The organism is Mesorhizobium sp. RIZ17, from assembly GCF_051127865.1.
Taxonomy (GTDB): Bacteria; Pseudomonadota; Alphaproteobacteria; order Rhizobiales; family Rhizobiaceae; genus Mesorhizobium; species Mesorhizobium humile.
Window position 1 is genome coordinate 1,195,813 of the sequence record NZ_CP147861.1, and the last position, 21,274, is coordinate 1,217,086.

Annotated in this window: 21 protein-coding genes; 13 read left to right on the top strand and 8 right to left on the bottom strand. The window is 64.1% G+C overall.

What is annotated here, in order from left to right:
* Nucleotides 1-14: 14 nt before the first annotated feature.
* The gene (locus tag WDX12_RS05865) at nucleotides 15-470 is read right to left on the bottom strand and encodes a L,D-transpeptidase (protein ID WP_434725577.1); all 456 of its coding nucleotides are present in this window, start codon (nucleotides 468-470) and stop codon (nucleotides 15-17) included.
* Nucleotides 471-819: 349 nt separating this feature from the next.
* Here WDX12_RS05865 and WDX12_RS05870 point away from each other — a divergent pair, with 349 nt between their 5' ends.
* Together WDX12_RS05870 and WDX12_RS05875 are read left to right on the top strand one after the other, a co-directional pair.
* Nucleotides 820-1,152 (top strand): hypothetical protein, encoded by a 333-nt coding sequence (locus WDX12_RS05870; protein WP_434724242.1) that lies wholly within the window; start codon nucleotides 820-822, stop codon nucleotides 1,150-1,152.
* Nucleotides 1,153-1,185: 33 nt separating this feature from the next.
* Nucleotides 1,186-1,350: a hypothetical protein gene (locus tag WDX12_RS05875; protein ID WP_434724243.1), complete on the top strand. Its 165-nt coding sequence runs from the start codon at nucleotides 1,186-1,188 to the stop codon at nucleotides 1,348-1,350.
* A 57-nt stretch (nucleotides 1,351-1,407) separates the two neighbouring features.
* Here the strand turns inward: WDX12_RS05875 and WDX12_RS05880 are convergent, their stop codons facing one another.
* Nucleotides 1,408-2,109 carry a winged helix-turn-helix domain-containing protein gene (locus WDX12_RS05880; RefSeq protein WP_434724244.1) on the bottom strand — a complete coding sequence of 234 codons (702 nt, stop codon included), beginning with the start codon at nucleotides 2,107-2,109 and terminating at the stop codon, nucleotides 1,408-1,410.
* A gap of 45 nt (nucleotides 2,110-2,154) precedes the next feature.
* On the opposite strand from WDX12_RS05880, the gene WDX12_RS05885 reads away from it, so the two are divergent.
* The gene (locus WDX12_RS05885) at nucleotides 2,155-2,931 is read left to right on the top strand and encodes a response regulator transcription factor (RefSeq protein ID WP_320296602.1); all 777 of its coding nucleotides are present in this window, start codon (nucleotides 2,155-2,157) and stop codon (nucleotides 2,929-2,931) included.
* A 251-nt stretch (nucleotides 2,932-3,182) separates the two neighbouring features.
* Nucleotides 3,183-5,285, top strand: a complete 2,103-nt coding sequence (locus WDX12_RS05890; RefSeq protein ID WP_434724245.1) for an ATP-binding protein — start codon at nucleotides 3,183-3,185, stop codon at nucleotides 5,283-5,285.
* A 235-nt stretch (nucleotides 5,286-5,520) separates the two neighbouring features.
* Here WDX12_RS05890 and WDX12_RS05895 read toward each other — a convergent pair whose 3' ends face one another.
* The gene (locus tag WDX12_RS05895; protein WP_434724246.1) at nucleotides 5,521-5,931 is read right to left on the bottom strand and encodes a hypothetical protein; all 411 of its coding nucleotides are present in this window, start codon (nucleotides 5,929-5,931) and stop codon (nucleotides 5,521-5,523) included.
* A gap of 178 nt (nucleotides 5,932-6,109) precedes the next feature.
* Between WDX12_RS05895 and WDX12_RS05900 the strand changes: the two genes are divergently transcribed.
* Together WDX12_RS05900 and WDX12_RS05905 are read left to right on the top strand one after the other, a co-directional pair.
* A complete protein-coding gene (locus tag WDX12_RS05900) occupies nucleotides 6,110-6,385 on the top strand; it encodes a hypothetical protein (protein ID WP_320296599.1) in 276 nt (91 codons plus the stop codon).
* A gap of 27 nt (nucleotides 6,386-6,412) precedes the next feature.
* On the top strand, nucleotides 6,413-7,615 hold the full coding sequence (locus WDX12_RS05905; protein ID WP_320296598.1) for an aromatic ring-hydroxylating oxygenase subunit alpha: 1,203 nt from the start codon (nucleotides 6,413-6,415) through the stop codon (nucleotides 7,613-7,615).
* A 42-nt stretch (nucleotides 7,616-7,657) separates the two neighbouring features.
* On the opposite strand, the gene WDX12_RS05910 is transcribed toward WDX12_RS05905, so the two are convergent.
* Nucleotides 7,658-9,076, bottom strand: coding sequence for an aminotransferase (locus WDX12_RS05910; RefSeq protein ID WP_434724247.1), 1,419 nt, complete (start codon nucleotides 9,074-9,076; stop codon nucleotides 7,658-7,660).
* Between WDX12_RS05910 and WDX12_RS05915 the strand changes: the two genes are divergently transcribed.
* Genes WDX12_RS05915 through WDX12_RS05930 form a run of 4 tightly spaced genes read left to right on the top strand, consistent with a single transcriptional unit; the run spans nucleotide 9,065 to nucleotide 12,216 of the window.
* The gene (locus tag WDX12_RS05915; RefSeq protein ID WP_434724248.1) at nucleotides 9,065-9,373 is read left to right on the top strand and encodes a hypothetical protein; all 309 of its coding nucleotides are present in this window, start codon (nucleotides 9,065-9,067) and stop codon (nucleotides 9,371-9,373) included. The genes WDX12_RS05910 and WDX12_RS05915 overlap by 12 nt on opposite strands.
* Nucleotides 9,370-10,287: an ABC transporter permease gene (locus WDX12_RS05920; RefSeq protein WP_434724249.1), complete on the top strand. Its 918-nt coding sequence runs from the start codon at nucleotides 9,370-9,372 to the stop codon at nucleotides 10,285-10,287. Before WDX12_RS05915 ends, WDX12_RS05920 begins: the two co-directional genes overlap by 4 nt.
* Nucleotides 10,284-11,105: an ABC transporter permease gene (locus WDX12_RS05925; RefSeq protein WP_434724250.1), complete on the top strand. Its 822-nt coding sequence runs from the start codon at nucleotides 10,284-10,286 to the stop codon at nucleotides 11,103-11,105. The genes WDX12_RS05920 and WDX12_RS05925 overlap by 4 nt, the downstream gene beginning before the upstream one ends.
* A 37-nt stretch (nucleotides 11,106-11,142) precedes the next feature.
* Nucleotides 11,143-12,216: an ABC transporter ATP-binding protein gene (locus WDX12_RS05930; protein ID WP_434725578.1), complete on the top strand. Its 1,074-nt coding sequence runs from the start codon at nucleotides 11,143-11,145 to the stop codon at nucleotides 12,214-12,216.
* Here the strand turns inward: WDX12_RS05930 and WDX12_RS05935 are convergent.
* From WDX12_RS05935 to WDX12_RS05950, 4 genes are all read right to left on the bottom strand, one after another.
* Nucleotides 12,180-13,478, bottom strand: a complete 1,299-nt coding sequence (locus WDX12_RS05935) for a flavin monoamine oxidase family protein (protein ID WP_434724251.1) — start codon at nucleotides 13,476-13,478, stop codon at nucleotides 12,180-12,182. The two genes, WDX12_RS05930 and WDX12_RS05935, sit on opposite strands and share 37 nt — an antisense overlap.
* Before the next feature lie 195 nt (nucleotides 13,479-13,673).
* Nucleotides 13,674-14,756 carry an ABC transporter substrate-binding protein gene (locus WDX12_RS05940; protein WP_434724252.1) on the bottom strand — a complete coding sequence of 361 codons (1,083 nt, stop codon included), beginning with the start codon at nucleotides 14,754-14,756 and terminating at the stop codon, nucleotides 13,674-13,676.
* A gap of 114 nt (nucleotides 14,757-14,870) precedes the next feature.
* A complete protein-coding gene (gene betI, locus WDX12_RS05945; protein WP_434724253.1) occupies nucleotides 14,871-15,557 on the bottom strand; it encodes a transcriptional regulator BetI in 687 nt (228 codons plus the stop codon).
* 6 nt (nucleotides 15,558-15,563) lie between these two features.
* A complete protein-coding gene (locus WDX12_RS05950) occupies nucleotides 15,564-16,358 on the bottom strand; it encodes a class I SAM-dependent methyltransferase (RefSeq protein ID WP_434724254.1) in 795 nt (264 codons plus the stop codon).
* Between the two features lie 279 nt (nucleotides 16,359-16,637).
* On the opposite strand from WDX12_RS05950, the gene WDX12_RS05955 reads away from it, so the two are divergent.
* From WDX12_RS05955 to WDX12_RS05965, 3 genes are all read left to right on the top strand, one after another.
* The gene (locus WDX12_RS05955; protein WP_434724255.1) at nucleotides 16,638-18,257 is read left to right on the top strand and encodes a phytoene desaturase family protein; all 1,620 of its coding nucleotides are present in this window, start codon (nucleotides 16,638-16,640) and stop codon (nucleotides 18,255-18,257) included.
* The gene (locus WDX12_RS05960; RefSeq protein WP_434724256.1) at nucleotides 18,244-19,818 is read left to right on the top strand and encodes a phytoene desaturase family protein; all 1,575 of its coding nucleotides are present in this window, start codon (nucleotides 18,244-18,246) and stop codon (nucleotides 19,816-19,818) included. Before WDX12_RS05955 ends, WDX12_RS05960 begins: the two co-directional genes overlap by 14 nt.
* A 211-nt stretch (nucleotides 19,819-20,029) precedes the next feature.
* Complete coding sequence (locus WDX12_RS05965; protein ID WP_434724257.1) at nucleotides 20,030-21,274, top strand: aminomethyltransferase family protein; 1,245 nt, start codon at nucleotides 20,030-20,032, stop codon at nucleotides 21,272-21,274.

Genomic DNA, 21,274 nt, shown 5'->3' on the forward strand with positions numbered 1-21,274 from the left:
CTTTGCCCAGCCCGTTACTTGACGATCACGATGCTGGTGTTGGCGGGGCCGAAGGCCTCGACCAACTGATAGAAATCCGCCGCCGCATCGGGATGCAGCCGCACGCAGCCATGCGAGGCGGGACGGCCGAGACGGCTGATGGCGTAGGTGGCGTGAACGGCGTAGCCGCCACTGAAGAACACCGAATGCGGCATCGGCGCGTTGTCGTATTTCTTCGAGTACCACATCTCATGCAGGCGGGTCGGCTTGAACGAGCCGGTTGGCGTGATGTGCCCCCTGGCGCCGGTCGACACCTTCCAGGTGTAGGTCGGGCGGCCGTCGACCGTGACTTCCATGATCTGCTGCGACAGCGAGACCTTGGCGACGATCTGGTTGGCATGCGCGGCATTGCCGGCGCCGAAGAGCAGCGCAGCACCCGTGAGCGCGGCGGCGGTGATGTTGATGAGCTTGGCGGAAATGGCGGTGTGCATGACGGTCCCTCTGTTTTTTGCCATTGTGTCCGGCTTCAATTTCGATGGGCCCTTATCGTGCCCGACCGTTTCAGACCTATTTCGCTTGATGCTCGTTTCTGTTTCGAATTCGTTTCCAAAAATTAACAGGACGTCCCGTCGGCGGATTCTGCCAGACCTTTCCAAGAGTAAGCGATCCAGCGCCGGACAATCGGCTCAGACTGGAAACGAAAGTTCATTTCACATGTATATGAAAGAGGCGGAGCCATTTTCGAAACCAATCTGCAACAAAGTGCAGCCACGGCGGCATGATCTGGATACAGGCCGGCGTCAGATTTGACGCAACGGGAACAGACATCTGCAAACGAAAATGGACAGGAAATCGAAACTCCGCTCCTGGCTCCTCAGGATCAGCGTCGCGGCGATCGTGCTCGGCGGCGCCGGCTCGGTGGCCGGCAACCCGGCGACGACGCTGGCGGCGATGAGCTCCGGCGAGGTTTCGACACTGCACATGGCTCTGTTCATCGCCACGGTCTGGATTGTTTCCAGCCTGCGCGTCCACCGGTTGAAGGCCCTCTGGCGGGTCGGCCTTCGGCTGATGAGGACACGCGGCCCCTCCGGCTACTTGCTGCCGAGAGGACCGAAGGCCCGCGCCGCAGCGGGGGGCTCCGTCAGCGGCGCGGGCGCTTCGGGAGTTTCCTGAAGCACCACAATTTCGAGTTAGGGGATTATCGAGATGAAGACGAAATTTGCCGCTTCCGTGCTTTCCGCGCTGCTCTACGCGCAGGGTCTGCTCGGCTTCGCCGCGCTGGCGACGGTGCTGCTCAAGGAGCGCGCCAGGGCCGAGATAACCGCCAGCGCCGACCTTCCAACCGGACCCTCGGTTATCGTGGTGCGCTGAGCGCCAGGCGTCGGACCCAGAATGACCATCGCTTTGGGAAATCCGATGCTCGAAAGCCTACTCGTTGCGCGGAACCGGCGGATCGAAGCGATAGCCGGCGCCCCTGATGGTGGTGATGGTCTCGGTGTCGAGCTTGCGCCGCAGCCGCACGATGCGCGAGTCGATCGAACGGTCGAAAGCGTCGGCATTCTCGGCCGGAGCCGCGGCAATGATGTCGTCGCGCGTCAGCACCTTGCGCGGGCTTGCCAGGAACAGCTTGAGCAGCGCCACCTGCCCCGGAGAAAGCTGATCCTCGGCACCCGAACGATGCATCACCATGGCCGATCGCAGGTCGACGGTGGCGTTTTCCAGCACGATCAGTTCCCCAGGGGCCCTGCCGCGTCTCATCAGCAGGCCGCCGATGCGCGCGGCGAGCTCGCGCACGTTGAGCGGGCTTTCGATGACGTCGGAGGCACCGAGCTCGAGCGCCAGGACCTTGTCGACGAGGTCGCCCGGCCGGCAGATCAGGATGAAGTCGGGGCCGTCCTCGCCGCCACCGCCTTGGCCGCTATAACGCTTGAGCAGTTCGCGGCTCTCGGCCTGGGTGACGCCGTCGCCGACGATCACGACATCGATACCGCCGGCCGAGAGCAGCGTCTCCGCCTCCCAGGGTTGGCGCGCCTGGCGCACGTCGTGACCGCGCCGGTCGAGATGATTGGCGAGAGCGCCCGCCACCACCTCGGCGACGGACACAAGCGCGATGACGGATCGTGCGGCCATTTTCTTCACCCCGCCACAGACAACTCGAGATGAGTGCTGGACATCATGTTTATACCCAATCTACTTTCCGCTGAAAGCGGGAGCGAGCGCGTCGTGAAGGCACGCATCATCGTCGTCGAGGACGAGCCGGATCTGAGGGAGGCGGTGGCCGAGTATCTCGGCGCCAGCGGCTATGACGTCGTCACGGCCGAGAATGCCGTGGCGGCACGCGCGCTATTCGAGGCGCAGTCCTTCCACCTCGCCATCCTCGACATCGCCATGCCCGGCGAGGACGGGCTGTCGCTCGGCCGCTGGCTGCGCTCGAAAACGCAGATCGGCATCATCTACGCCACCGCCGCCGGCACCGCGCTCGACCGCATCGTCGGGCTGGAGCTCGGCGCCGACGATTACATCGTCAAGCCATACGAATTGCGCGAGGTGCTGGCGCGGGTGCGCAGCGTGCTGCGCCGCGTGCCGCAGCCGGCCGAGCCGCAGGCCCAGAAGGCCGAAACCGGCAACCGCCGCTTCATGAATTTCGGCGGCTTCCAGGCCGATTTCGACGGCCGACTGGTCATCGGCGCCAACGGCGCGGTCATCGAGATGGCCAAGAGCGAGTTCGACGTGCTCGAGGTTTTCCTCACCCGCGCCAACCGGCTTCTGACGCGAGCGGCGATTTCGGAAGCCATCGGCTTCGTCGAGGATCCGGAATCCTCGCGCGCGGTCGACATCCGCATCATGCGATTGCGAAAGAAGATCGAGGCTGATCCCGCCAATCCGAAATTCCTGCGCACGGTGCGCGGCGAAGGCTATATCTTCTCGCTGCCGAGCGGCGACGCCAAATAGAGCAATTCCAGGAAAAGTGTGGGCGGTTTTCCGTCCGGAATTGCGTCAAAACAAAGAGATAGGGCGTTTCGCCGTTTCCGTGAAACGGTGAAAAGCACGAGAGCAAGTCCAGGAAAAGTGGGGCGGTAGGCTCGGCACTTCGCCGTAGCCTTCCGTCCGGAATTGCGTCAAAACAAAGCGATAGAGCGGTTGGCCGTTTCCATGGGACGGAGGGACGCCCTGAACGACCGACATCCGGGCCTGGAATGACCATGACTGCTGATGCAGCACGCACCGATATGCATGGCTCGCGTCCGGGCGGCGCCGCGATGGCGGCTGTCCATGTCGTGCGCCGCCTGCGCGAGGCAGGCGACTGGCAGCGCGAGATGGACGATATATTGGGAACGATGTGCCGCAAGATGGAATGCCAGCGCGGCATTCTCTTCCGCCTGCGTGAATTGCCGGGCGAAGGCTTCGCCCAGTCCGTCGCCGCCTACTGGATCGACCCGAACTTCGGCGGCGAGCTGGCATCGCCCACGGTGATCATGCAGTCGATCATCAACTCGGACTCGCTGCTGGAGCAGTTGCAGGAGGATGAGCGGCAAGGCAAGATTTTCTCCGGCCACACGCGCGACCTCGACGGGTTCCTGCGGGCCGATTTCGACAAGCAGAATATCAAGTCGTTCCTCTCTGTTTCAGTCTTCGCGCATGGCCATCTCTGGGGCACGCTGGCCGTCAACGACTGCGTCGCCGAGCGCGAATGGACGGATGAGGAAGAAGCGACCCTGCACATCATCGCCTTGGCGATCGGCGATGCCATCGAGCGCTCGCCGTCCGAGGCGCATGCCAGCGAAGTGATCCGCCGCACCATGCTGCAGGCCTCGCTCGACGCCATCATCGTCATCGACGAGACGGGTTCGATCATCGAGTTCAATCCGGCCGCCGAGAAGATGTTCGGCTTCCAGCGCAGCGCCATCCTTGGCAAGGACCTGCTCGATACCATCGTTCCGATATACTACCGCAAGGGCTATGCCTCGGGCGCCGAATACATGGCCGGCCGCGGCGCGCCGATGGTCGGCCAGCGGCTGGAGACCGTCACCCAGAACGCCGCCGGCGAGATTTTCCCGATCGAACTGACGGCGACCGAGATGCGCGTCGCCGACCGCCGCCTGATCTTCGGCTCGATCCGCGATCTGCGCGAGAAGTTGCAGGCCGAGGAGGAGATCAACCGCCAGCGCGAGAAGCTGCACCAGAACGAGAAGATGGCGGCGATGGGCTCGCTGCTTGCCGGCGTCTCGCATGAGCTCAACAACCCGCTGGCGGTGGTGGTGGCGCAGTCGACGCTGCTGCACGAATTCGCCAGCGATCCGCAGACCAAGGTGCGTGCCGAAAAGGTGCGCGCCGCCGCCGAGCGCTGCGGCCGCATCGTCAAGAGCTTCCTGTCGATGGTCAGGCTGCACCCGACCGAGCAGGCCGAGACCGATCTCAACCAGGTGATGCGCTCGGCGCTCGAAGTCACTGCCTATGGCGCGCGCTCCAGCGGCATCATCATCGACACCGACTTCGCCAGCGGACCGCTGCTTGCCATGGCCGACGCCGACCACATCACGCAGGTGGCGGCGAACTTCCTCATCAACAGCCAGCATGCGCTGGCCGGCGTCACCGGCGAGCGGACCATCAAGGTGCGGACGTTCCGCAACGAGCACGGCAATCCGGGCTTTTCCGTCGAGGACAACGGCCCGGGCATTCCCGAGGCGATCCGCGCGCGCATCTTCGAATCCTATTTCACCACCAAGCCGGTCGGCGTCGGCACCGGCATCGGCCTGTCCATCTCGAAATCGATCGTCGAGCGCCACCACGGCAATATCTGGTTCGAGGAAGTCGAGCCGCACGGCGCGCGCTTCGTCGTGCAGTTGCCGGCGATCGCCGGTGAGGCGGCAAAGGCCGGGGAGAGTGCCGTACGCTCGAGCGGACTGCGCCATGCCTTGATCATCGACGACGAACCAGACGTCGCCGGTTCGCTTTCGGATATATTGGAACTGATGGGCCTGAAGTCGCGCATTGTGGCAAGCTGGACGTCCGCCGCCGACGTGCTGAACGGCTATATGCCGCCCGACATCGTCTTTTCCGACCTGCGCATGCCGGGCACCAGCGGCATGTCGATCTATCGCGAACTGCTGGCCGAGAAGCCGGTGCTGGCGAAGCGCTTTGTGCTCGTGACCGGCGATCTGATCGGCGCCAAGGCGGAGATCGAAGCGCTGCCGCCGCAGCAGCGCCCGCAAATCCTGGAGAAGCCGTTTTCGACGCTCGACGTCCGCGGCATCCTCTCGACCGTTGCCGACGAAGCCGCCGCCGACAACGGCGCGCATATCTGAGCCGAACCGCACCGCCGCAGGATCTGGCGAGATTCAGGTCAAGCCGAGCCGAGAGTGATGGTTTCCGAGAACCGGAGCGGAGCGTACTTATAGTACGTGAGCACCGGAAGCGTAGGAAGCCGCCACTCGCAGGCCGGCTTCACCTGAATATCGCCGGATCCGAAAAAAAGAGGCTCCCGACCGACGTAGCGGCGGGAGCCTGACTCGAGCGCGGAGGGTGCGCTCAGGGGAGGTCTTAAAAAACGTTCGGCGTGTTGGTGAGCGGCGCGGCGTTGGCGATCATGCGCACCGCGCGCTCCCTGTGCTGGCCCGACTGCTCGGCGATGGCGCGCAGGCAGTCGATGCTCTCGGCGCCCCAATTTTGGCCCTTGCAGGCAAAATCTATCGAAGGTTCCGGCAGGCGGGCGGTCTTGAGCGTGGTCTGGGCGCCCTCGACGACATTGGCGGGCGGATTGATCGAGGCGAAAGCCGGACCTGAGGCAGGTGCGGCCAGCATGCCGACAAAGGCGCAGGCACCGATCAGCATGAACATCGCCATCGGATGGTCGCTGGCGCGCTGGCGCAGCGCAAGCTTCGGCCTGCGGTCATTGCGTTCCGGCCCATCCAGGCGACGATTGGCATCGGCGGCACGAGCATTCGCAAACATCGTTGTTCCCTTCGTTATCTTTCTTTTTGCTATGAAACGAACATAATCGCACCAGGTAACGGCCGGATGATCGGCGGTGATTGCCTGTGTAACAGGATTGAAACAGGCGCCGGACGCGGCGGCATTCCCAATCCGCGGCAACCATTCGACCGGACATCGAAGCTGGTCGGGCTAAAATATGCGCCTGCCGCGCCCGGCGGACTGTAAACAGCCTCACACAAAAATGCCTGAAATCGAGCGCCCCGCCGCTATCTGCAGCACGCTCGAGATCAATCGAGACATGCCCTCTCCGAGGCAGGTGTCGGCGCTCGCAAACCGCTGTTCCGCTTCCTCGATTAACACCCGGATTTTCCGGGATTTTTCCGGCTCCGGCGGAGACGAACTTGCCGTCACGGAATTTCCGAATTTCCGCAAGCCATTGCATTTCAAAGAAAAATATGCTTATGTTGAATGAGTATTCAACAAAAAGAAGAGCATTCCCATGAACCCGCACCTCCGTGACGTGGCGATCCCCAACGGTTGGGACCGGCGGGGTTTGCCGGGGTGGAGTTACCATTCCAACGCCCTTCTCGAGCTCGAGAAGGAACACGTCTTCCGCAATCACTGGCAGATCGCCGGCCATGTCTCCGACGTGCCCAATTCCGGTGACTATCTAACCATGGACGTCATCGGCGAGCGCGCGCTGATCGTGCGCGGCAGGGACGGCGTCGTGCGCGCCTTCAACAACATGTGCCGCCATCGCGGCAGCCGCGTCGTCGCCGACAGCCAGGGCACCTGCAAGAACGCGCTGGTGTGCCCGTTCCATGGCTGGGTCTACAATCTCGACGGCACGCTACGAGGTGCCGCCCGTCCGCGCTCCTTCCCCGAGCTCGACAAGACCGAATTCGGGCTGATGCCGCTCGACCTCGAAATCTGGATGGGCTTCATCTTCATTCGCTTCCGCAAAGGCGGCCCGCAGCCTTCGGTGGCCGAGCTCTTGAAGCCGATCGAAGCCGAGATGGCGCATTACAATATCGCCGACATGGTGCCGTCCTGGGGCATCTGGACCCAGAAATCGCCGGTCAACTGGAAGTCGGTACGCGACGTCGACAATGAAGGCTATCACGTCGCCATGGCGCATCCGGCGCTGCAGGACCTCTATGGCGCGACCTATTTCGACGAGCCTTTCATCAACGGCGTGTCGCGCTCCTTCGCGACCTACAATCCACATGCCGGTCGGCGCTGGAGTGTCAACCAGTACATCAAGCTCTCGCCCGAGCCGACGCATCTGCCGGAGCATCTGCGCAAGGCCTGGATCTATTACGGCATCTTCCCCAACAACGCGCTGTCGATCATGCCGGAATCCGTCCAGTTCTATCAGGAGTTCCCGCTGTCGACCGGCGAGACGCTGCTGCGCGGCGCCATCTACCGATACAGGGACGAGACGCGCGAGCAGGCGGCGGCGCGCTACCTCGCCTACCGTATCGACCGCGACACGATGAGCGAGGACGTCCAGCTTTCCGTCTGGTCGAACGAATCCATGCTGTCGGAAGCTTTCGAGGGTTTTTATCTCTCCGACCTCGAATATGGCGTGCGCACCCACCACGACCATCTGCGCAAGCAGGTCCCGGTGCTGAACCTCGAGACGGCGCCCGAGGAAAAGGACATGTGGGGATTGAACGACGCGCTGCGGTCGAGGGGGTAGCCCTCTTCCTTCTCCCCGTGGAACGGGGAGAAGGCAAGGCGCTCACCCCCGCCAGACCCCTTCCTTCCGCAAATCATCCATGGTGCGCGAAATGCCTTCGCGCAGGATCGCCACCATGTCGTCGACCTGTTCTTTGGTGATGATCAGCGGCGGCGACATCACGCACATGTTGATCAGCGGCCGCACCAGAAGGCCGAGCTCGTGGCAATGCGCGTCGATGCGTTTGCCGACATTCTTGTCGAGCTGCAGCGGATCCTTGCTTTCGCGATCGGCGACGCATTCGACGCAAGCCATCAGCCCGACGCCGCGCACCTCGCCGACCAGCGGCAGCTCCTCCAGCGTCTTCAGTTGCGCCTGGAAATAGGGCGCGATCTCGCGCGTATGGGCAAGCACGCCCTCTTCCAGCAGGTCGAGATTCTTCAGCGCCACCGCGCAGCCGATCGGATGGCTGGTGTAGGTGAGGCCATGGCCGAACAGCGCATCCGGGTGGTTGGAGCGGCGCAGCTCTTCGAGCAACCGCTCAGAGATGATGACGCCGCCGAGCGGGAAATAGCCCGATGTGACGCCCTTGGCGAAGGTGATCATGTCCGGGTCGATGCCGAACACGTCGCCCGAGGCAAAGACGTGGCCGAGCCGCCCGAAGCCGGTCACCACCTCGTCCGAGACATAGAGGATATCGTTGTCCCGGCATATCTCGCGGATGCGCTTCAGATACCCGTCCGGCGGCACGACGACGCCTCCGGAAGCCTGCACCGGCTCGCCGACAAAGGCGCCGATGCGTTCCGCGCCGACGCGCGCGACGGTGTCGCGGAACTGATCGACCAGGAAATCGCTGAAGGCGGCGATGCTCATGCCTTTCGGCCGCCGGAACGGATCGGGCGAGGACAGCTTCACCACCAGCTCGTCGACGCCGTCCATCCAGTCGCGGTCGCGCGGACGCCCGTTGAGCGAGGCCGACAGATAGGTCGAGCCGTGATAGGCGCCGCCGCGGCTGAGGATAAGCTTCTTCTCCGGCCGTCCGCGCACATTGTTGTAGAACTGCATGAAGCGCAGCGCCGTCTCCACCGCCGAAGAGCCGCCGGTTGTGAAGAAGGTGTGGCTGAGGTCGCCGGGTGCGGCATCGGTGATGCGCCGGGCAAGCTCGGCCGAGGGCGCGTTCATCGTGTACCAGGGCGTGTTGTAGGAGAGCGCCATCGCCTGGTCGTACATCACCTTGGCCAGCTCCTCGCGGCGATGGCCGACATTGATGCACCACATGCCGGCCGGGCCGTCGATCAGGCGCTTGCCGGAACCGTCGGTGATGTAGATGCCGTCGCCCTCGCCGATCAGCGCGCGCGCCTCGTTGCCGACCGAGCCGGCATAGGGCCAGGGCTGCACGAGATGGCGCTTGGCGAGCTCGACCACATCGCTATCGCCGGGCTCGATGAGTTCGCCTGCCTTGATCTTGCTTTGAGCCGCCATCTTCGCCTCGCATTGCCAGGATTGCTGAATTTTCGCCGGGTATCAAACGACGTGGAAAACCGTGGAAATTCGGCTTTTCATCACTTCATTTTGAATATCCGTTCAATCAATATTGCAGAAATAGCGCTTGATTTCAATCAGCGGATGCGCTCTTCATTAAAGAAAGCCGGCAAGCCTAAGGAGCCACGCGCTCCACGCATAAAATGGGAACGGGCAGTCGGCGTGAGCGAATGGGAAGGCCGCATGGCGGGACAGTCCGAGCCAGCTACTGAGATCACGCCCGGAGCGCTGCAATGACGGCGGCGGCGGAAGGGTCGCCCCCGCTGCGCGTGGCGGGAATGAGACGAAGTCCCCTTCTGCAATCGGAAGCCGTCCAGGGCTTTGCGCTGATCAGCCCTACCTTCGTTTATGCCCTTATTCTTCTCGTCCTGCCGATCCTGGTCGTCATCGCGCATTCCTTCTGGACGCAGAACTATCTCACCATCGACCACACATTCACGCTGGAGAACTACCGGATCGCGCTGACCGAGCCGATCTACCGCGACCTGCTCTGGCGCTCGCTCTACATCTCGCTGACGGTCAGCCTGCTGACCGTGGCGCTTGCCTACCCGATCGCCTATTTCATCTCCTTCCATGGCGGCCGCCACAAGAGCCTGTGGCTGTTCCTCATCACCATCCCGTTCTGGACCAGCTATCTGCTGCGCGTGATGTCGTGGAAGGTGATCCTCGGCTACAACGGCGTGCTCAATTCCGGACTGATGGGCCTCGGCATCATCGACGAGCCGTCGACGGCTCTGCTTTACAATTCCACCGCCGTCATCATCACGCTGACCCATGCCTGGGCGACCTTCGCCATCCTGCCGATCTTCGTTTCGCTGGAGAAGGTCGACCGTACCCTGGTCGAGGCGGCGACCGATCTAGGCGACGGGCCGCTGCGCTCCTTCCTGCGCGTCACCCTGCCGCTGTCGGCGCCCGGCGTCATCTCGGCAGCGCTCATCGTCATGATCCCGACGGTCGGCGACTATGTCACGCCCAAGCTTGTCGGCGGCAAGGATGGCGTCATGATCGCCAACGCCATCCAGGCGCAGTTCGGCAAGGCGTCGAACTGGCCGCTGGGTGCCGCGCTCTCCGTCACCACCATGATCATCGTCTCGCTGATGGCCGGCGCCACTGTGCTGGTCTTCCGCGCCCTGCAGAGGCTGGCACGATGACGGCGATAAGACGTTTCCTGCCCGGCTGGCTGTCGAGTTACGCCGTCCTCTATCTGCTCTTCCTCTATCTGCCGGTGATCTTCCTGCCGATCTTCTCGATCAATACGGCAGCGACGCCGAAATTCCCGCTCTCGGGCGTCACGCTGCACTGGTATGAGGACCTGCCGCGCACGCCGGCGCTGATCGACGCCACCTGGAACAGCCTGGTCGTCGGCGTCTCCGCCTCGATCCTGTCGACGGTGCTGGGCATCCTCGCCGCCCGCTCCATCACCCGCTACCGTTACCCGGGACGCCGCGCCATCAATGGACTGATCATGGCGCCGCTGGTACTGCCGGAGGTGATCGTCGCCATCTCGATGCTGCTGGTCATGCTGCAGCTCGGCCTCAGCCTGTCGTTGTTCACCGTTGTGCTCGGCCATGTGCTGGTCTGCATTCCCTATTCGATGACCGTGCTGACCTCCGGTTTCGAAGGTTTCGATCGCAGCCTGGAGGAGGCCTCCGCCGATCTCGGCGAGAGCGCCTTCGGCACCTTCCGGCGGGTTACGCTGCCGATGGTGGCGCCGGCGATCATCTCCAGCCTGCTCGTCTGCTTCACCATCTCGCTCGATGAATTCATCATCGCCTTCTTCCTCACCGGTACCGAGGCGACACTGCCGATCTACATCTGGGGCCAGCTGCGCTTCGCGGCCAAGCTTCCCGGCGTGCTGGCGCTCGGCACCTTGCTGTTGTTCGCGTCCTTCCTGCTGATGACGATTGCCGAAATCCTGCGCCGCCGCGCAGCGAGACGCACCCAGAACGAGGGAGCCCTCTATGCTTGAGCGGGTCCAATCCGAGCGCACGCAATCGGACCGCACCATGATCGAGATCCGCGACGTCACGCGCAGCTACGGATCGTTCAAAGCGCTGGACAATGCCTCGCTGGCGATCAGGGAGGGCGAATTCTTCTCGCTGCTCGGGCCTTCCGGTTGCGGCAAGACCACACTTTTGCGCATGATCGCCGGCTTCGACACGCCGACCAGCGGCTCCATCGCCGTCGACGGCCAGCCGATGGACGGCATCCCCGCCAACCGCCGGCCGACCAACATGGTCTTCCAGAGCTACGCGATCTTCCCGCATCTCGATGTCGAGCAGAATGTCGCCTATGGGCTGAAGCGACTGAAGCTCGGCGCCGGCGAGGAGAAGCGCCGCGTCGAGGAAGCGCTGGCGCAAGTGTCGCTGACCGGCCTCGGCAAGCGTCGCGCCACCGAGCTTTCCGGCGGCCAGCGCCAGCGCGTGGCTTTGGCCCGCGCGCTGGTCATGCGGCCCAAGGTGCTGCTGCTGGACGAGCCGCTTTCGGCGCTGGACAAGAAGCTGCGCGAGCAGATGCAGGTCGAACTGCGCCGCCTGCAGCAGGCGGTCGGCATCACCTTCGTGCTGGTCACACACGACCAGTACGAGGCCTTGGCGATGTCCGACCGCATCGCCGTCATGTTCGGCGGCCGCATCGCGCAGGTCGCTTCGCCCAAGGAAATCTACCAGCGCCCGGTCAACCGCCAGGTGGCCGATTTCCTCGGCGGCATGAACTTCGTCAAGGCTGAGATCGTCGAGGAGAACGGCGCTTCCCTGGTGCTCGACACGCTGGGCTTCGGCCGCGTCAGGACCGACAAGCCGAGGGCTTTCGTGCGCAATGGCGGCGCGGCCACGCTTGGCATACGGCCGGAGCGGCTGCGCGTTTTGTGGGACAACGCCTCGGCGAAGTTCGAGGTCGCGGGCAAGGTTGTCGAGCGTCACTATTTCGGTGAGATCACGCATCTGATCGTCGAGATCCCCGGACTGGAAAAGCCGCTTTCGGTGACCGAGACCAACGATTTCGGCGCCGACGACATTCCGGTCGGCGCGCCGATCCGCCTCGCCTACGATCCCGAGGCGCTGGTCGCGATGGCCGACTGAATCTTCGCAGCCGCGATGCGGCCGGCGACGATCGCGCCCTCGACATAGCCCGGGAAGGACGGCGAGACTTCCGAAGCAGCGAAATAGACCGGCGGCGCGCCGGCGAGGATGACGCGCTCGGCATTGCGTGCCGTCACGTCGACGATAAGGTCGCTATAGGCACCGCCGCTCCAACGATCATGCGTCCAGTCGCGCGCGCTGAAATCGACGGCGTCGGCCGCCTGCGGGCCGAGCGCCTGAACAAGCCTGGCAGTGATTTCCGCCTGCAACGCCGCCTCATCGAGCGGATGCCAGCGCAGCGCCAGCGGCCCGCCGACAAAGACGACAAGCGCGGCATGGTCGGCATCCTTGCTGCCGTCGCAGGCGAACAGCCCCGGCAGGTCGCGCCACATCACCATGCCGCACAGGCCTTGCTCGCGCCAGAACGGCTTGGCGTAGCGCACCAGGATCTTGATCACCGCGCCGCTTTCCCAGACGCCGAGCGCGCCTGCGAGCTCCGCCGGCAGGGCAGGCGCGAAATCGAGGTTCGCGGCCGTCGCCGGCGGCAGCGCGACCAGGACGTCGCGCGCTTCGATCATACCGGCAACAGTGCTGATGCGGACGCCTTGCGGCCCGCGCTCGACACGCGTCACCGCTTCGTTCAGCCGCAGCCGGTCGCCGAGTTCGCCGGCTAGGTCCTCGGCCAGCGATTGCATGGTGTCGCCCAGAAAATACTGCAGCTCGAACACCTCGTTGGTGATGCGGCGATCATTGTCGATCAGGTACCAGAGCGGCACCTTGTCCGCCGCCAGGCACCACAGGCCCTCGACCAGCGAACGGAAAGCGGCCTTGGCATCGGGCTCATCGTCCTGGCGCCCCAGCCAATCGGCAACGGTCAGCCCGGCAATGGCCGGGTCGTCCGGATCGATCCGGTTCATACGCTCGCGGATGGCCATCGAGACATGGTAGGTGCGCTCCGCCCGCGCCGGCGTCAACGACGGATGGGTGATGAATTCGCCGTCGACATAGGTCTCGACGAAGGCCTTGCCGTGGGCCTTGGCCAGCGCCATCACTTCGGGCATGTCCACGCACAGGAACTGGCCGCCGCTGTCGATACGCTCGCCGAGCCCGTTGCGGACGGCCTCCACCCTGCCGCCGACGCGGTCGCGCGCCTCCAGCAAGAGGAAATCGATGCCGGCGCGCTGAAGATCGAGCGCGGCCGACAGTCCTGTGAAGCCGGCGCCGACGATGACGACGTCGGTTCTTTCGATGATGCTGCTCAATAGCCGGCCTTGGTCTTCACGAATACTGGCGGAAGGTAGGAGGATTCAAAGCCGTTGGCGAGCCCGACTCGAAGTCACATGGCTGAACTCGGCACCGACTCTCCCTGTCGCGAACACGGGAAGAGGATGCATGCAGGCGGGTCACGGGCAACTCCGCCTCTGGAACGATACCCTGGCCAACCGCCAACACAAGGCTCAATAGCCGGCTTTGATCTTCTCGAACTCGGCGATCATCTTCAGTTTGAGCTCCGAGGGCAGCGGCTGCTGGAACAGTGTCTTGTCGACCCACTTTTCCACGTTGTCGTAGCCCTTTTCCTTCAGGATCGCCGGGTCGACGCCGGCCATGCCTTTCGCATTGGCCTGGCCGTAGCCCCAATCCTTGACCAGCGTCTTGGCGACTTCGGGGTCGTTGACCGCGTTGAGATAGTCATAGGCCTTGTCGATATTGCCCGGCGCGTCCTTGAACAGCACGTAACCGCATACCCAGGTCGACATGCCCTCCTCGGTGTCCTTCTTGGACTTGATCGGCACGCCGGCCTTGACCGACTGCACCGTCGCGTCGTTCCAGGCCCAGGCGAGATCGACCTCGCCGCCGGAGAGCAACTGCACGATGTCGGTGGTATCGGTCCAGTAGGAGCGCACATTCTTGTGCACCTGGCGCAGGAAGTCGGACGCCTGCTTGAACTGTTCGTCCGTCATCTTGGTCCAGTCCTTCAGCCCGATGGCGAGGCTGGCCAGCGCATAGGCGTCATCGACATTGTCGCCGATCGACACCCTGCCCTTATATTTCGGATCGGCGAACACCTTCAGCGACTGCACGTCCTTTTCGGCAATGTTGTCGGAATTGTAGGTGAGCTGGGTATCGCCCCAGTCCCACGGCATGAACCAGGCCTTGCCGTCGGGCGTCGTGGCGAGATCCTTCATCGCCATGATGCCGGGGTTGAGGTCCTTCCAGCCGGCGATCTTCGACGTGTCGAGCGGCTGCAGTAACCCGGCCTCGCGCCATTTCACCACGCTCTGCGAACAAGGATGGCCGAGATCGGACTTGAAGCCGGAGCGGATCTTCTCGAACGCCTCGTCCTCGTCGCCGAAGAAGGCGAAGGTCGGCGAGGCGCCGTTCTTCTCGACATATTTGCCATGGAAGCTCGGATCCTCATAACCGGACCAGTCGAACACGATCAGGTCCTTGTCGGCAGCGACGGCGAACGCTGCTGCCGAAGCCGCGATCGCGCTCCCAAGCGCCAATGTCAGTGTCAGGCGTCGGCTGAGTTTCTTCATTCTGTTCCATCCTCTTTTGGTTTTTGCCGGTCTTGTTTGGCCGGCTGTTGCTAACCCCGGCTTTTGCTAGCCCCATCTTTTGCTAGCCCCATCTTTTGCTAGCCCCATCTTTTGCTAGCCATAGTGTTTCGGAAAGGCGGCGGCCAAGAATGCGTTGGCCGACTGCAGGGCTGTTTCGCGGGTCGTGTCCTCCGTTCCCATCATCAGCCGCAGCCACAGGCCTTCGAGCATGGCGCTGAGCGCCAGGGCGATGACCTGGGGGTCGTAGGCGTAGCCGCCGCTCTGTTTGAGCGTCGTGCAGAGGTCGATGAAGACCTGCTGGTAATAGGCGTCGCGCGAGCTGCTCAGCGCCTGGTAGGTCGGCCGTGACTTGGCCTCGCCCCAGAAGGCAAGCCATGCGGCGAGCTTGCGCTTGTTGCAGATCGAGCGGTCGAAATCCGCCCACACCAGATGCTGCAGCTGCCGTGCCGGATCGTCGCCCGCCTTCTGCAAGGCTGTGCGCCAATGCGCCGAATACTCGTCATACATGTGCTGCAGCGTGGCGATCAGCAGCTTTTCCTTGCTCTCGAAATGGAAGTTGACGATGCCGCGCGACAGGCCCGCGCCGTCGGCCACGTCCGCCATCGTCGTTTCGGCATAGCCGCGCTTGGCCAGTGAATCGATCGTCGCCTCGATCAGCTGCAGCTGCCTGACCTCTTTCGAGGCCTTGCGGCCGCGCTTTTCGGCGTCGCCTTTTCGTCCCGATTCAGCGACGTTGTCGGTGGCATCTGCTGTCTTCATAAGGGTGACGGTCTCCAGCATCGCCGGCTATCCAACCGGCTTCCAACCGCGCAGATGAGTGGGGCGGTGCTCGCCACTGTCAAGCACCTTCTGCATCGCCTCCCAGGTCTTGATGTTCTTGTCGACATAGGCCGCGCCGACCGCTGCCGCGGCCTGCGCGTAAAGCGGTCCCTTGAGGCGGGCGAGCTCTTCTCGCGCGACCTCACGGTACCAGGGATTGCGGTCGCGCACCGTGATCTCGGTGAAGCCGGCGCGGCGCATGGCTTCGGCATAGCGCGCCGGCGAGGCCATGGCGAAGGAGAGACCTTCGGCCGCGACATAGGCCTTCATCTGAGGCGACGGTTCGCCGTCATGCCCGATCATCCAGTTCGACGCCGCGAACACCCCGCCGGGCTTCAGCACCCGAAAGATCTCGGCGAACAGCGCGTCCTTGTCCGGCACATGCAGCAGCGCGTCCTTGGAGAAGACGACGTCGAAGGACGCGTCCGCGAAGGGCAGCGGCCCCGGCGGCGCCTGGACGAAGCTGACGCGATTCTCGAGACCTTGCCGGACCGCCCCCCGCCTCGCCGCCTCGATCACCGGCCTCTCGACGTCGAAGCCAGTGGCCCTGGCCGCACCATGCCGCGCGGCCAGATGCAGCGTGATGCCGCCGGCGCCGCAGCCGATATCGAGGATCGTCTTGCCCTTGAGCGAGAGGCCTTCGACCACCCGGTCGACCTCGTCCGGACCGCCCGGCGACAGGTAGCCCTCGCCCCACAGCGCTTCGAGGAAGCGGATGGCGGTGTCGTCATATTCCGGCTCGGCGTCAGCCGTCCCGATCATCGGATCCTCAACCCCAAATGCCGATGTGGATCAGTCAGAATGCCGGCAAAGCCTAGCGCATCAACGGGAAAACGCAACACCATTTGTTGAACATTCATTCAATATGACTGGACAAAAAACTGTGATCCGTGCCAAATTCGCGCAATCGGGGAACAAAAAGCACCGAGCAATCCCAGGAAAAAGCGTGAAGCGGTTAGGTTCGGCCACTTCGCCGTAACTTTCCGTCCGGAATTGCGTGGAAACAAGACGATAGGGCAACCGGATGGAGGTTCGGCGCGCATGAAGGCATGGGACGCGATCGTCATCGGCGGCGGCCATAACGGCCTGGTCAACGCCTGCTATCTGCAGCGCGCCGGCCTGGATGTGCTGGTGGTCGAGAAGAATGACTGGGTCGGCGGCGCGGCCACCAGTCGCGAGTTGACGCCGGGCTTCCTCTATTCGAACTGCTCCTATGTCTGCTCGCTGTTCCGGCCCGAGATCATGCGCGACCTGGAACTGCCGCGCTTCGGCCTGCAGGTGATCTCCTATGAAGGCGGCGCGGTGTTCACGCGCGACGGCGACTACCTCGCCAACTACCGCGACCACGACGCGCACCGCCGCGAGTTCGCGCGCTTCTCGAAGCGCGACGGCGAAGCCTATGACCGCTATTCGCGCGACGTCACCAGACAGTGCCGCTTCATCCAGCCGCTGTTGATGCGCACGGCGCCCGACCCGACCAGCCTCAAGCCGCGCGACCTCGGCGAGCTGCTCTATCTCGGCAGGAAATTCGCCGGCTTAACCGCCGGGGAGATGGCGCTGACCCTGCGCTTCTGGACGATGTCGATCGCCGACTTCCTCGACGAGTATTTCGAGACCGAAATCATCAAGGCGAATTTCGCGCTTTCCGGCATCATCGGCACGGCGCTTGGGCCGATGTCGCCCGGCACAGCCTATGTGCTGCTGCACCATTATATGGGCGAGGTCGATGGCTCGGTCGGCGCCTGGGGTTATGCGCGCGGCGGCATGGGCGCCGTCACCAGGGCGCTTGCCGCCTCCTTCAAGGCTAGCGGTGGCACCATCCGCACCGGCGCCGAGGTCGACCATGTGCTGATCAGGAACGGCAAGGCCAAGGGCGTCGTGCTTGCCGGCGGCGAGGAGATCTCCAGCAAGCTCGTCATCTCCAATGCCGACGTCAAGCGCACCTTCCTGAAGTTGGTCGAGGAAAAGGAATTGCCCGACATCTTCCTGCGCCGTGTCCGCAATTTCAAAATCCGCGGCTCCTCCGGCAAGGTCAACATTGCGCTGGATTCTCTGCCCGAGTTCCCGGCTCTGCCCAAGGATTCGCCAGTCTACCGCGCCGACATGCACTTCACCGATTCCATCGAGCGCATGGAGCGCGCCTATGACGACTGGAAGGCCGGGCGCTGGTCGGCCGACCCCTTCCTCGACATGGTGATCCCGACCACGCTCGACCCGACCATGGCGCCGCCGGGCAAGCATTTCATGAGCTGCTTCGTGCAATATGCGCCGCCAAAGATAGATGGCCGCGACTGGACCGACGCCGACCGCGACGGCTTCGCCGAAAGCGTGATTTCCCAGATCGCGCAATATTCGCCCGGTTTCCGCGACCGCATCGTCCACATGGAAGTGCGCACGCCGCGCGAGATCGAGGCCGAGGTGGGCCTCACCGAAGGCAACATCTTCCAGGGTGAGCTCACCTTCGACCAGTTGCTCTTCAACCGCCCGGTGCCGGGCTACGCGCAATACCGCTCGCCGGTCGGCGGCCTCTATATGTGCGGCTCCTCCACCCATCCGGGCGGCGGCGTCATGGGCGCGCCCGGACGCAACGCCGCCGCCGAAATCCTGCGCGACCTCGCCAAGCCAACCCTGCATATGAGCCCGGCCCATGACGTCATCTGATTTGAACTGGGACGCCATCGTCATCGGCGGCGGCCATAACGGCCTCGTCGCCGCCGCCACGCTGGCGAAGTCGGGTCGCAAGGTGCTGCTGCTCGAAGCCGGCAACGAGGTGGGCGGCGCCGGGCGCACCGAGGAATTCGCGCCGGGCTTTCGCGTCTCCGCGGTTGCGCATCTGCTCAATCGCCTGCATCCCGATGTGGTGAAGACGCTGGAGCTGGAGCGGCACGGGCTAACGGTCGAGCGCGGCGATTTCGTGCGGTCGGTCGCGCTGTCGAAGGACGGTCCGCTCGTGCTGCATGGCGCCTATGGCGAGGTGCTGACCGGTGCCACGCCTTCCGAGCAAACCGCCTGGAAAGACCTGCGCGCGCAATTGCTCCGCTATGCCGGCGTGCTGAAGCCTTTCCTGTCGCGCCGGCCGCCGGACCTCGGCAACATGTCGCTCGCCGAGATGACCGGGCTCGGCCAGACCGCGCTGGCCCTGAAGCGGCTCGGCAAGGAAGACATGCGCGACTTCCTGCGCGTGCTTCTGATGAATGTCTACGACTTGCTCGACGAGCAGCTTTCGGACGACCGGCTGAAGGGCCTGCTTGCGTTCGACGCGACGCTGGGCTCGCATCTGGGACCGCGCTCGCCGACCTCGCTGCTCGGCCTCTACTATCGGCTTGCCGGTGAGATCGGGGGGCTGGCCGGCGCGCAGATCCAACCCAAAGGCGGCATGGGCGCCGTCGTCGCCGCCATCCGCGCGGCGGCCGAGAAAGCGGGCGTTTCGATCCGCCAGGCTTCGCCGGTCGCCAAGGTCATCGTCGAGAAAGGCCGCGCCGTCGGCGTCGTTACGCAGAGCGGCGAGACGCCGCGCGCCAGGACGGTCGTTTCCGCCATCAATCCGGCGACCACGATCCTCGATCTGGTCGGCCCGCGCGAGGTCGATACCGGCTTCGTGCGCAAGATGAAGAACATCCGCATGAAGGGTGACGCAGCAAAACTCCATCTGGCGCTGGACCGGCCGCCGCAATTCACTGACGTCGATGCCGCCGGCCACAAGGGGCGCCTCGTCATTGCGCCATCGCCCGACCATGTCGAGCGCGCCTTCAACCCGTCGAAATATGGTGAGTTCTCGTCCGAGCCGGTGATGGAGATCACGCTGCCCAGCCTCGTCGACCCATCGCTTGCGCCTACCGGCACCTGCGTGCTGTCGGCAGTGGTGCAATACGCGCCCTACGGGCTGAGAGAGGGCTGGGCCACTGGCAAGCCGCAATTCCTCAAGGCAATCATGGCGCAGCTCGAAACCCATGCGCCAGGCATCGGCGCGACGGTCCGCCACGCCGAGCTTTTGACGCCGGCCGACATCGAGGCGCGCTACCGCATGCCCGGCGGCCACTGGCACCATGGCGAATTGCAGGCCGACCAGATGCTGATGTCGCGACCGGTCTCCGGCTGGTCGGGCTACGACACGCCGCTCGAAGGGCTTTTCCTTGCCGGCGCCGGCTCGCATCCCGGCGGCGGCATTTCCGGCGCGCCCGGCCTAAACGCTGCGCGCCGCATCATCGCGATGAGGGCCTAGGGATGTTTTTGCAGATCGCTGAAGCCGCGCTCTACGGCGCCCCTCTCTGCCCTGCCGGGCATCTCCCCCTCTTGGGGGGAGATCAGCTGTCCGCGCGCCCGGCTCACCTCCTGCAACGTTGGCGATTGGCGAAAGCCGAGGCGACGGCCAATCTCCCCCCTAGAGGGGGAGATGTCCGGCAGGACAGAGAGGGGCGCGAAGGAACGCCGTCATGAATCGTCATGTGAAAATCGACGCAGCCCGCACCCTCGCGCAATCCCACTTCCGCACGCTGCGGCTCGGCACGCCGTTCCAGCCGCGCATCGACGCGCTGGGCCTGAAGCAGGACTGGTACAGCTGGGCCGGCTACCGCGCGCCGCATTCGCTGTGGGACGAGGAGCTCGAATATTTCGCCATCCGCAGCCAGGCGGCGCTGTTCGACATCTCGCCAATGACCAAATACCGGATCGAGGGCCCGGACGCCGAAGCCTATCTCGACCGCGTCACACTGCGCGACGTGACAAAGCTAGAGCCCGGCCGCGTCCATTACACCGCCTGGTGCGACGACGACGGTTTCGTACTCGACGACGGCACGCTGTTCCGGCTCTCGCCGACGCGCTTCCGCCTGTGCTCGCAGGAGCGGCATCTGCCCTGGCTGCTTGACAGCGCGATCGGCTATGAGGTGAGCATCGAGGACGAGACCGAAGCGATCGCCGGACTGGCGCTGCAAGGCCCGACCTCCTTCGCCATCCTGCGCGACGCGGGCTTTGCCGGCGTCGAGCGGCTGAAAATCTTCGACCTTGCCGAATTCGCGCTTGACGGCGCTCCCCAAGGAACTGGCAAAGTCACCATCTCGCGCACCGGCTTCACCGGCGATCTCGGCTACGAACTGTTCGTGCCAGCGGACAAGGCGCTGAGCCTGTGGGACCGGCTGATGGCGGCGGGTGAGCTGCGCGGCGTCCGCGCCATCGGCTACACGGCATTGAACCGGGCGCGGCTCGAAGCTGGCCTGATCGTAGCCAATGCCGACTTCACTGCTGCCGAGCACGCCATCCGCACCGACCGCCTGCGCATGCCGGACGAGATCGGCCTCGGTTTCATGATCGACCCGGACAAAGGGCATTTCAACGGCCGCCGCGCGATCCTCGAAGCCCGCTCGAAGAAGAGGCTGCGCCACGTGCTGGTCGGGCTGGAGATCGAAGGCAACATCCCGGCGGAGCATGCCATCGTTTATTATCGCAAGAGCCAAGAGGTCGGATTGGTCAGCGCGGCGATGTGGTCGCCCATGGCCAAGCGCAACATCGCGCTCGCCTCGCTGCAGCGGCCCTATGGCGACACGATCGTCGACGACCTCTGGGTCGAGATTTACGCTATGCGCGAGCTGCAGTACCAGAAGCTGATGAAGAAGGCGAAGGTGGTGCCGCGGCCCTTCATCAAGCTCGACCGCCGCACCGCCAACCCGCCGGCGGATTTCTGA

What these genes read in the sequence shown, in the direction of transcription:
- WDX12_RS05920 (WP_434724249.1), top strand. Translation starts at nt 9,370, where the DNA reads ATGACGGCGGCGGCGGAAGGGTCGCCCCCGCTGCGCGTGGCGGGAATG.
- WDX12_RS05965 (WP_434724257.1), top strand. Translation starts at nt 20,030, where the DNA reads ATGAATCGTCATGTGAAAATCGACGCAGCCCGCACCCTCGCGCAATCC.
- WDX12_RS05875 (WP_434724243.1), top strand. Translation starts at nt 1,186, where the DNA reads ATGAAGACGAAATTTGCCGCTTCCGTGCTTTCCGCGCTGCTCTACGCG.
- WDX12_RS05880 (WP_434724244.1), bottom strand. Translation starts at nt 2,109, where the DNA reads ATGGCCGCACGATCCGTCATCGCGCTTGTGTCCGTCGCCGAGGTGGTG.
- betI (WP_434724253.1), bottom strand. Translation starts at nt 15,557, where the DNA reads ATGCTGGAGACCGTCACCCTTATGAAGACAGCAGATGCCACCGACAAC.
- WDX12_RS05900 (WP_320296599.1), top strand. Translation starts at nt 6,110, where the DNA reads ATGCGCCTGCCGCGCCCGGCGGACTGTAAACAGCCTCACACAAAAATG.
- WDX12_RS05950 (WP_434724254.1), bottom strand. Translation starts at nt 16,358, where the DNA reads ATGATCGGGACGGCTGACGCCGAGCCGGAATATGACGACACCGCCATC.
- WDX12_RS05905 (WP_320296598.1), top strand. Translation starts at nt 6,413, where the DNA reads ATGAACCCGCACCTCCGTGACGTGGCGATCCCCAACGGTTGGGACCGG.
- WDX12_RS05865 (WP_434725577.1), bottom strand. Translation starts at nt 470, where the DNA reads ATGCACACCGCCATTTCCGCCAAGCTCATCAACATCACCGCCGCCGCG.
- WDX12_RS05890 (WP_434724245.1), top strand. Translation starts at nt 3,183, where the DNA reads ATGACTGCTGATGCAGCACGCACCGATATGCATGGCTCGCGTCCGGGC.
- WDX12_RS05940 (WP_434724252.1), bottom strand. Translation starts at nt 14,756, where the DNA reads ATGAAGAAACTCAGCCGACGCCTGACACTGACATTGGCGCTTGGGAGC.
- WDX12_RS05960 (WP_434724256.1), top strand. Translation starts at nt 18,244, where the DNA reads ATGACGTCATCTGATTTGAACTGGGACGCCATCGTCATCGGCGGCGGC.
- WDX12_RS05895 (WP_434724246.1), bottom strand. Translation starts at nt 5,931, where the DNA reads ATGTTTGCGAATGCTCGTGCCGCCGATGCCAATCGTCGCCTGGATGGG.
- WDX12_RS05925 (WP_434724250.1), top strand. Translation starts at nt 10,284, where the DNA reads ATGACGGCGATAAGACGTTTCCTGCCCGGCTGGCTGTCGAGTTACGCC.
- WDX12_RS05885 (WP_320296602.1), top strand. Translation starts at nt 2,155, where the DNA reads ATGTTTATACCCAATCTACTTTCCGCTGAAAGCGGGAGCGAGCGCGTC.
- WDX12_RS05930 (WP_434725578.1), top strand. Translation starts at nt 11,143, where the DNA reads ATGATCGAGATCCGCGACGTCACGCGCAGCTACGGATCGTTCAAAGCG.
- WDX12_RS05955 (WP_434724255.1), top strand. Translation starts at nt 16,638, where the DNA reads ATGAAGGCATGGGACGCGATCGTCATCGGCGGCGGCCATAACGGCCTG.
- WDX12_RS05910 (WP_434724247.1), bottom strand. Translation starts at nt 9,076, where the DNA reads ATGGCGGCTCAAAGCAAGATCAAGGCAGGCGAACTCATCGAGCCCGGC.
- WDX12_RS05870 (WP_434724242.1), top strand. Translation starts at nt 820, where the DNA reads ATGGACAGGAAATCGAAACTCCGCTCCTGGCTCCTCAGGATCAGCGTC.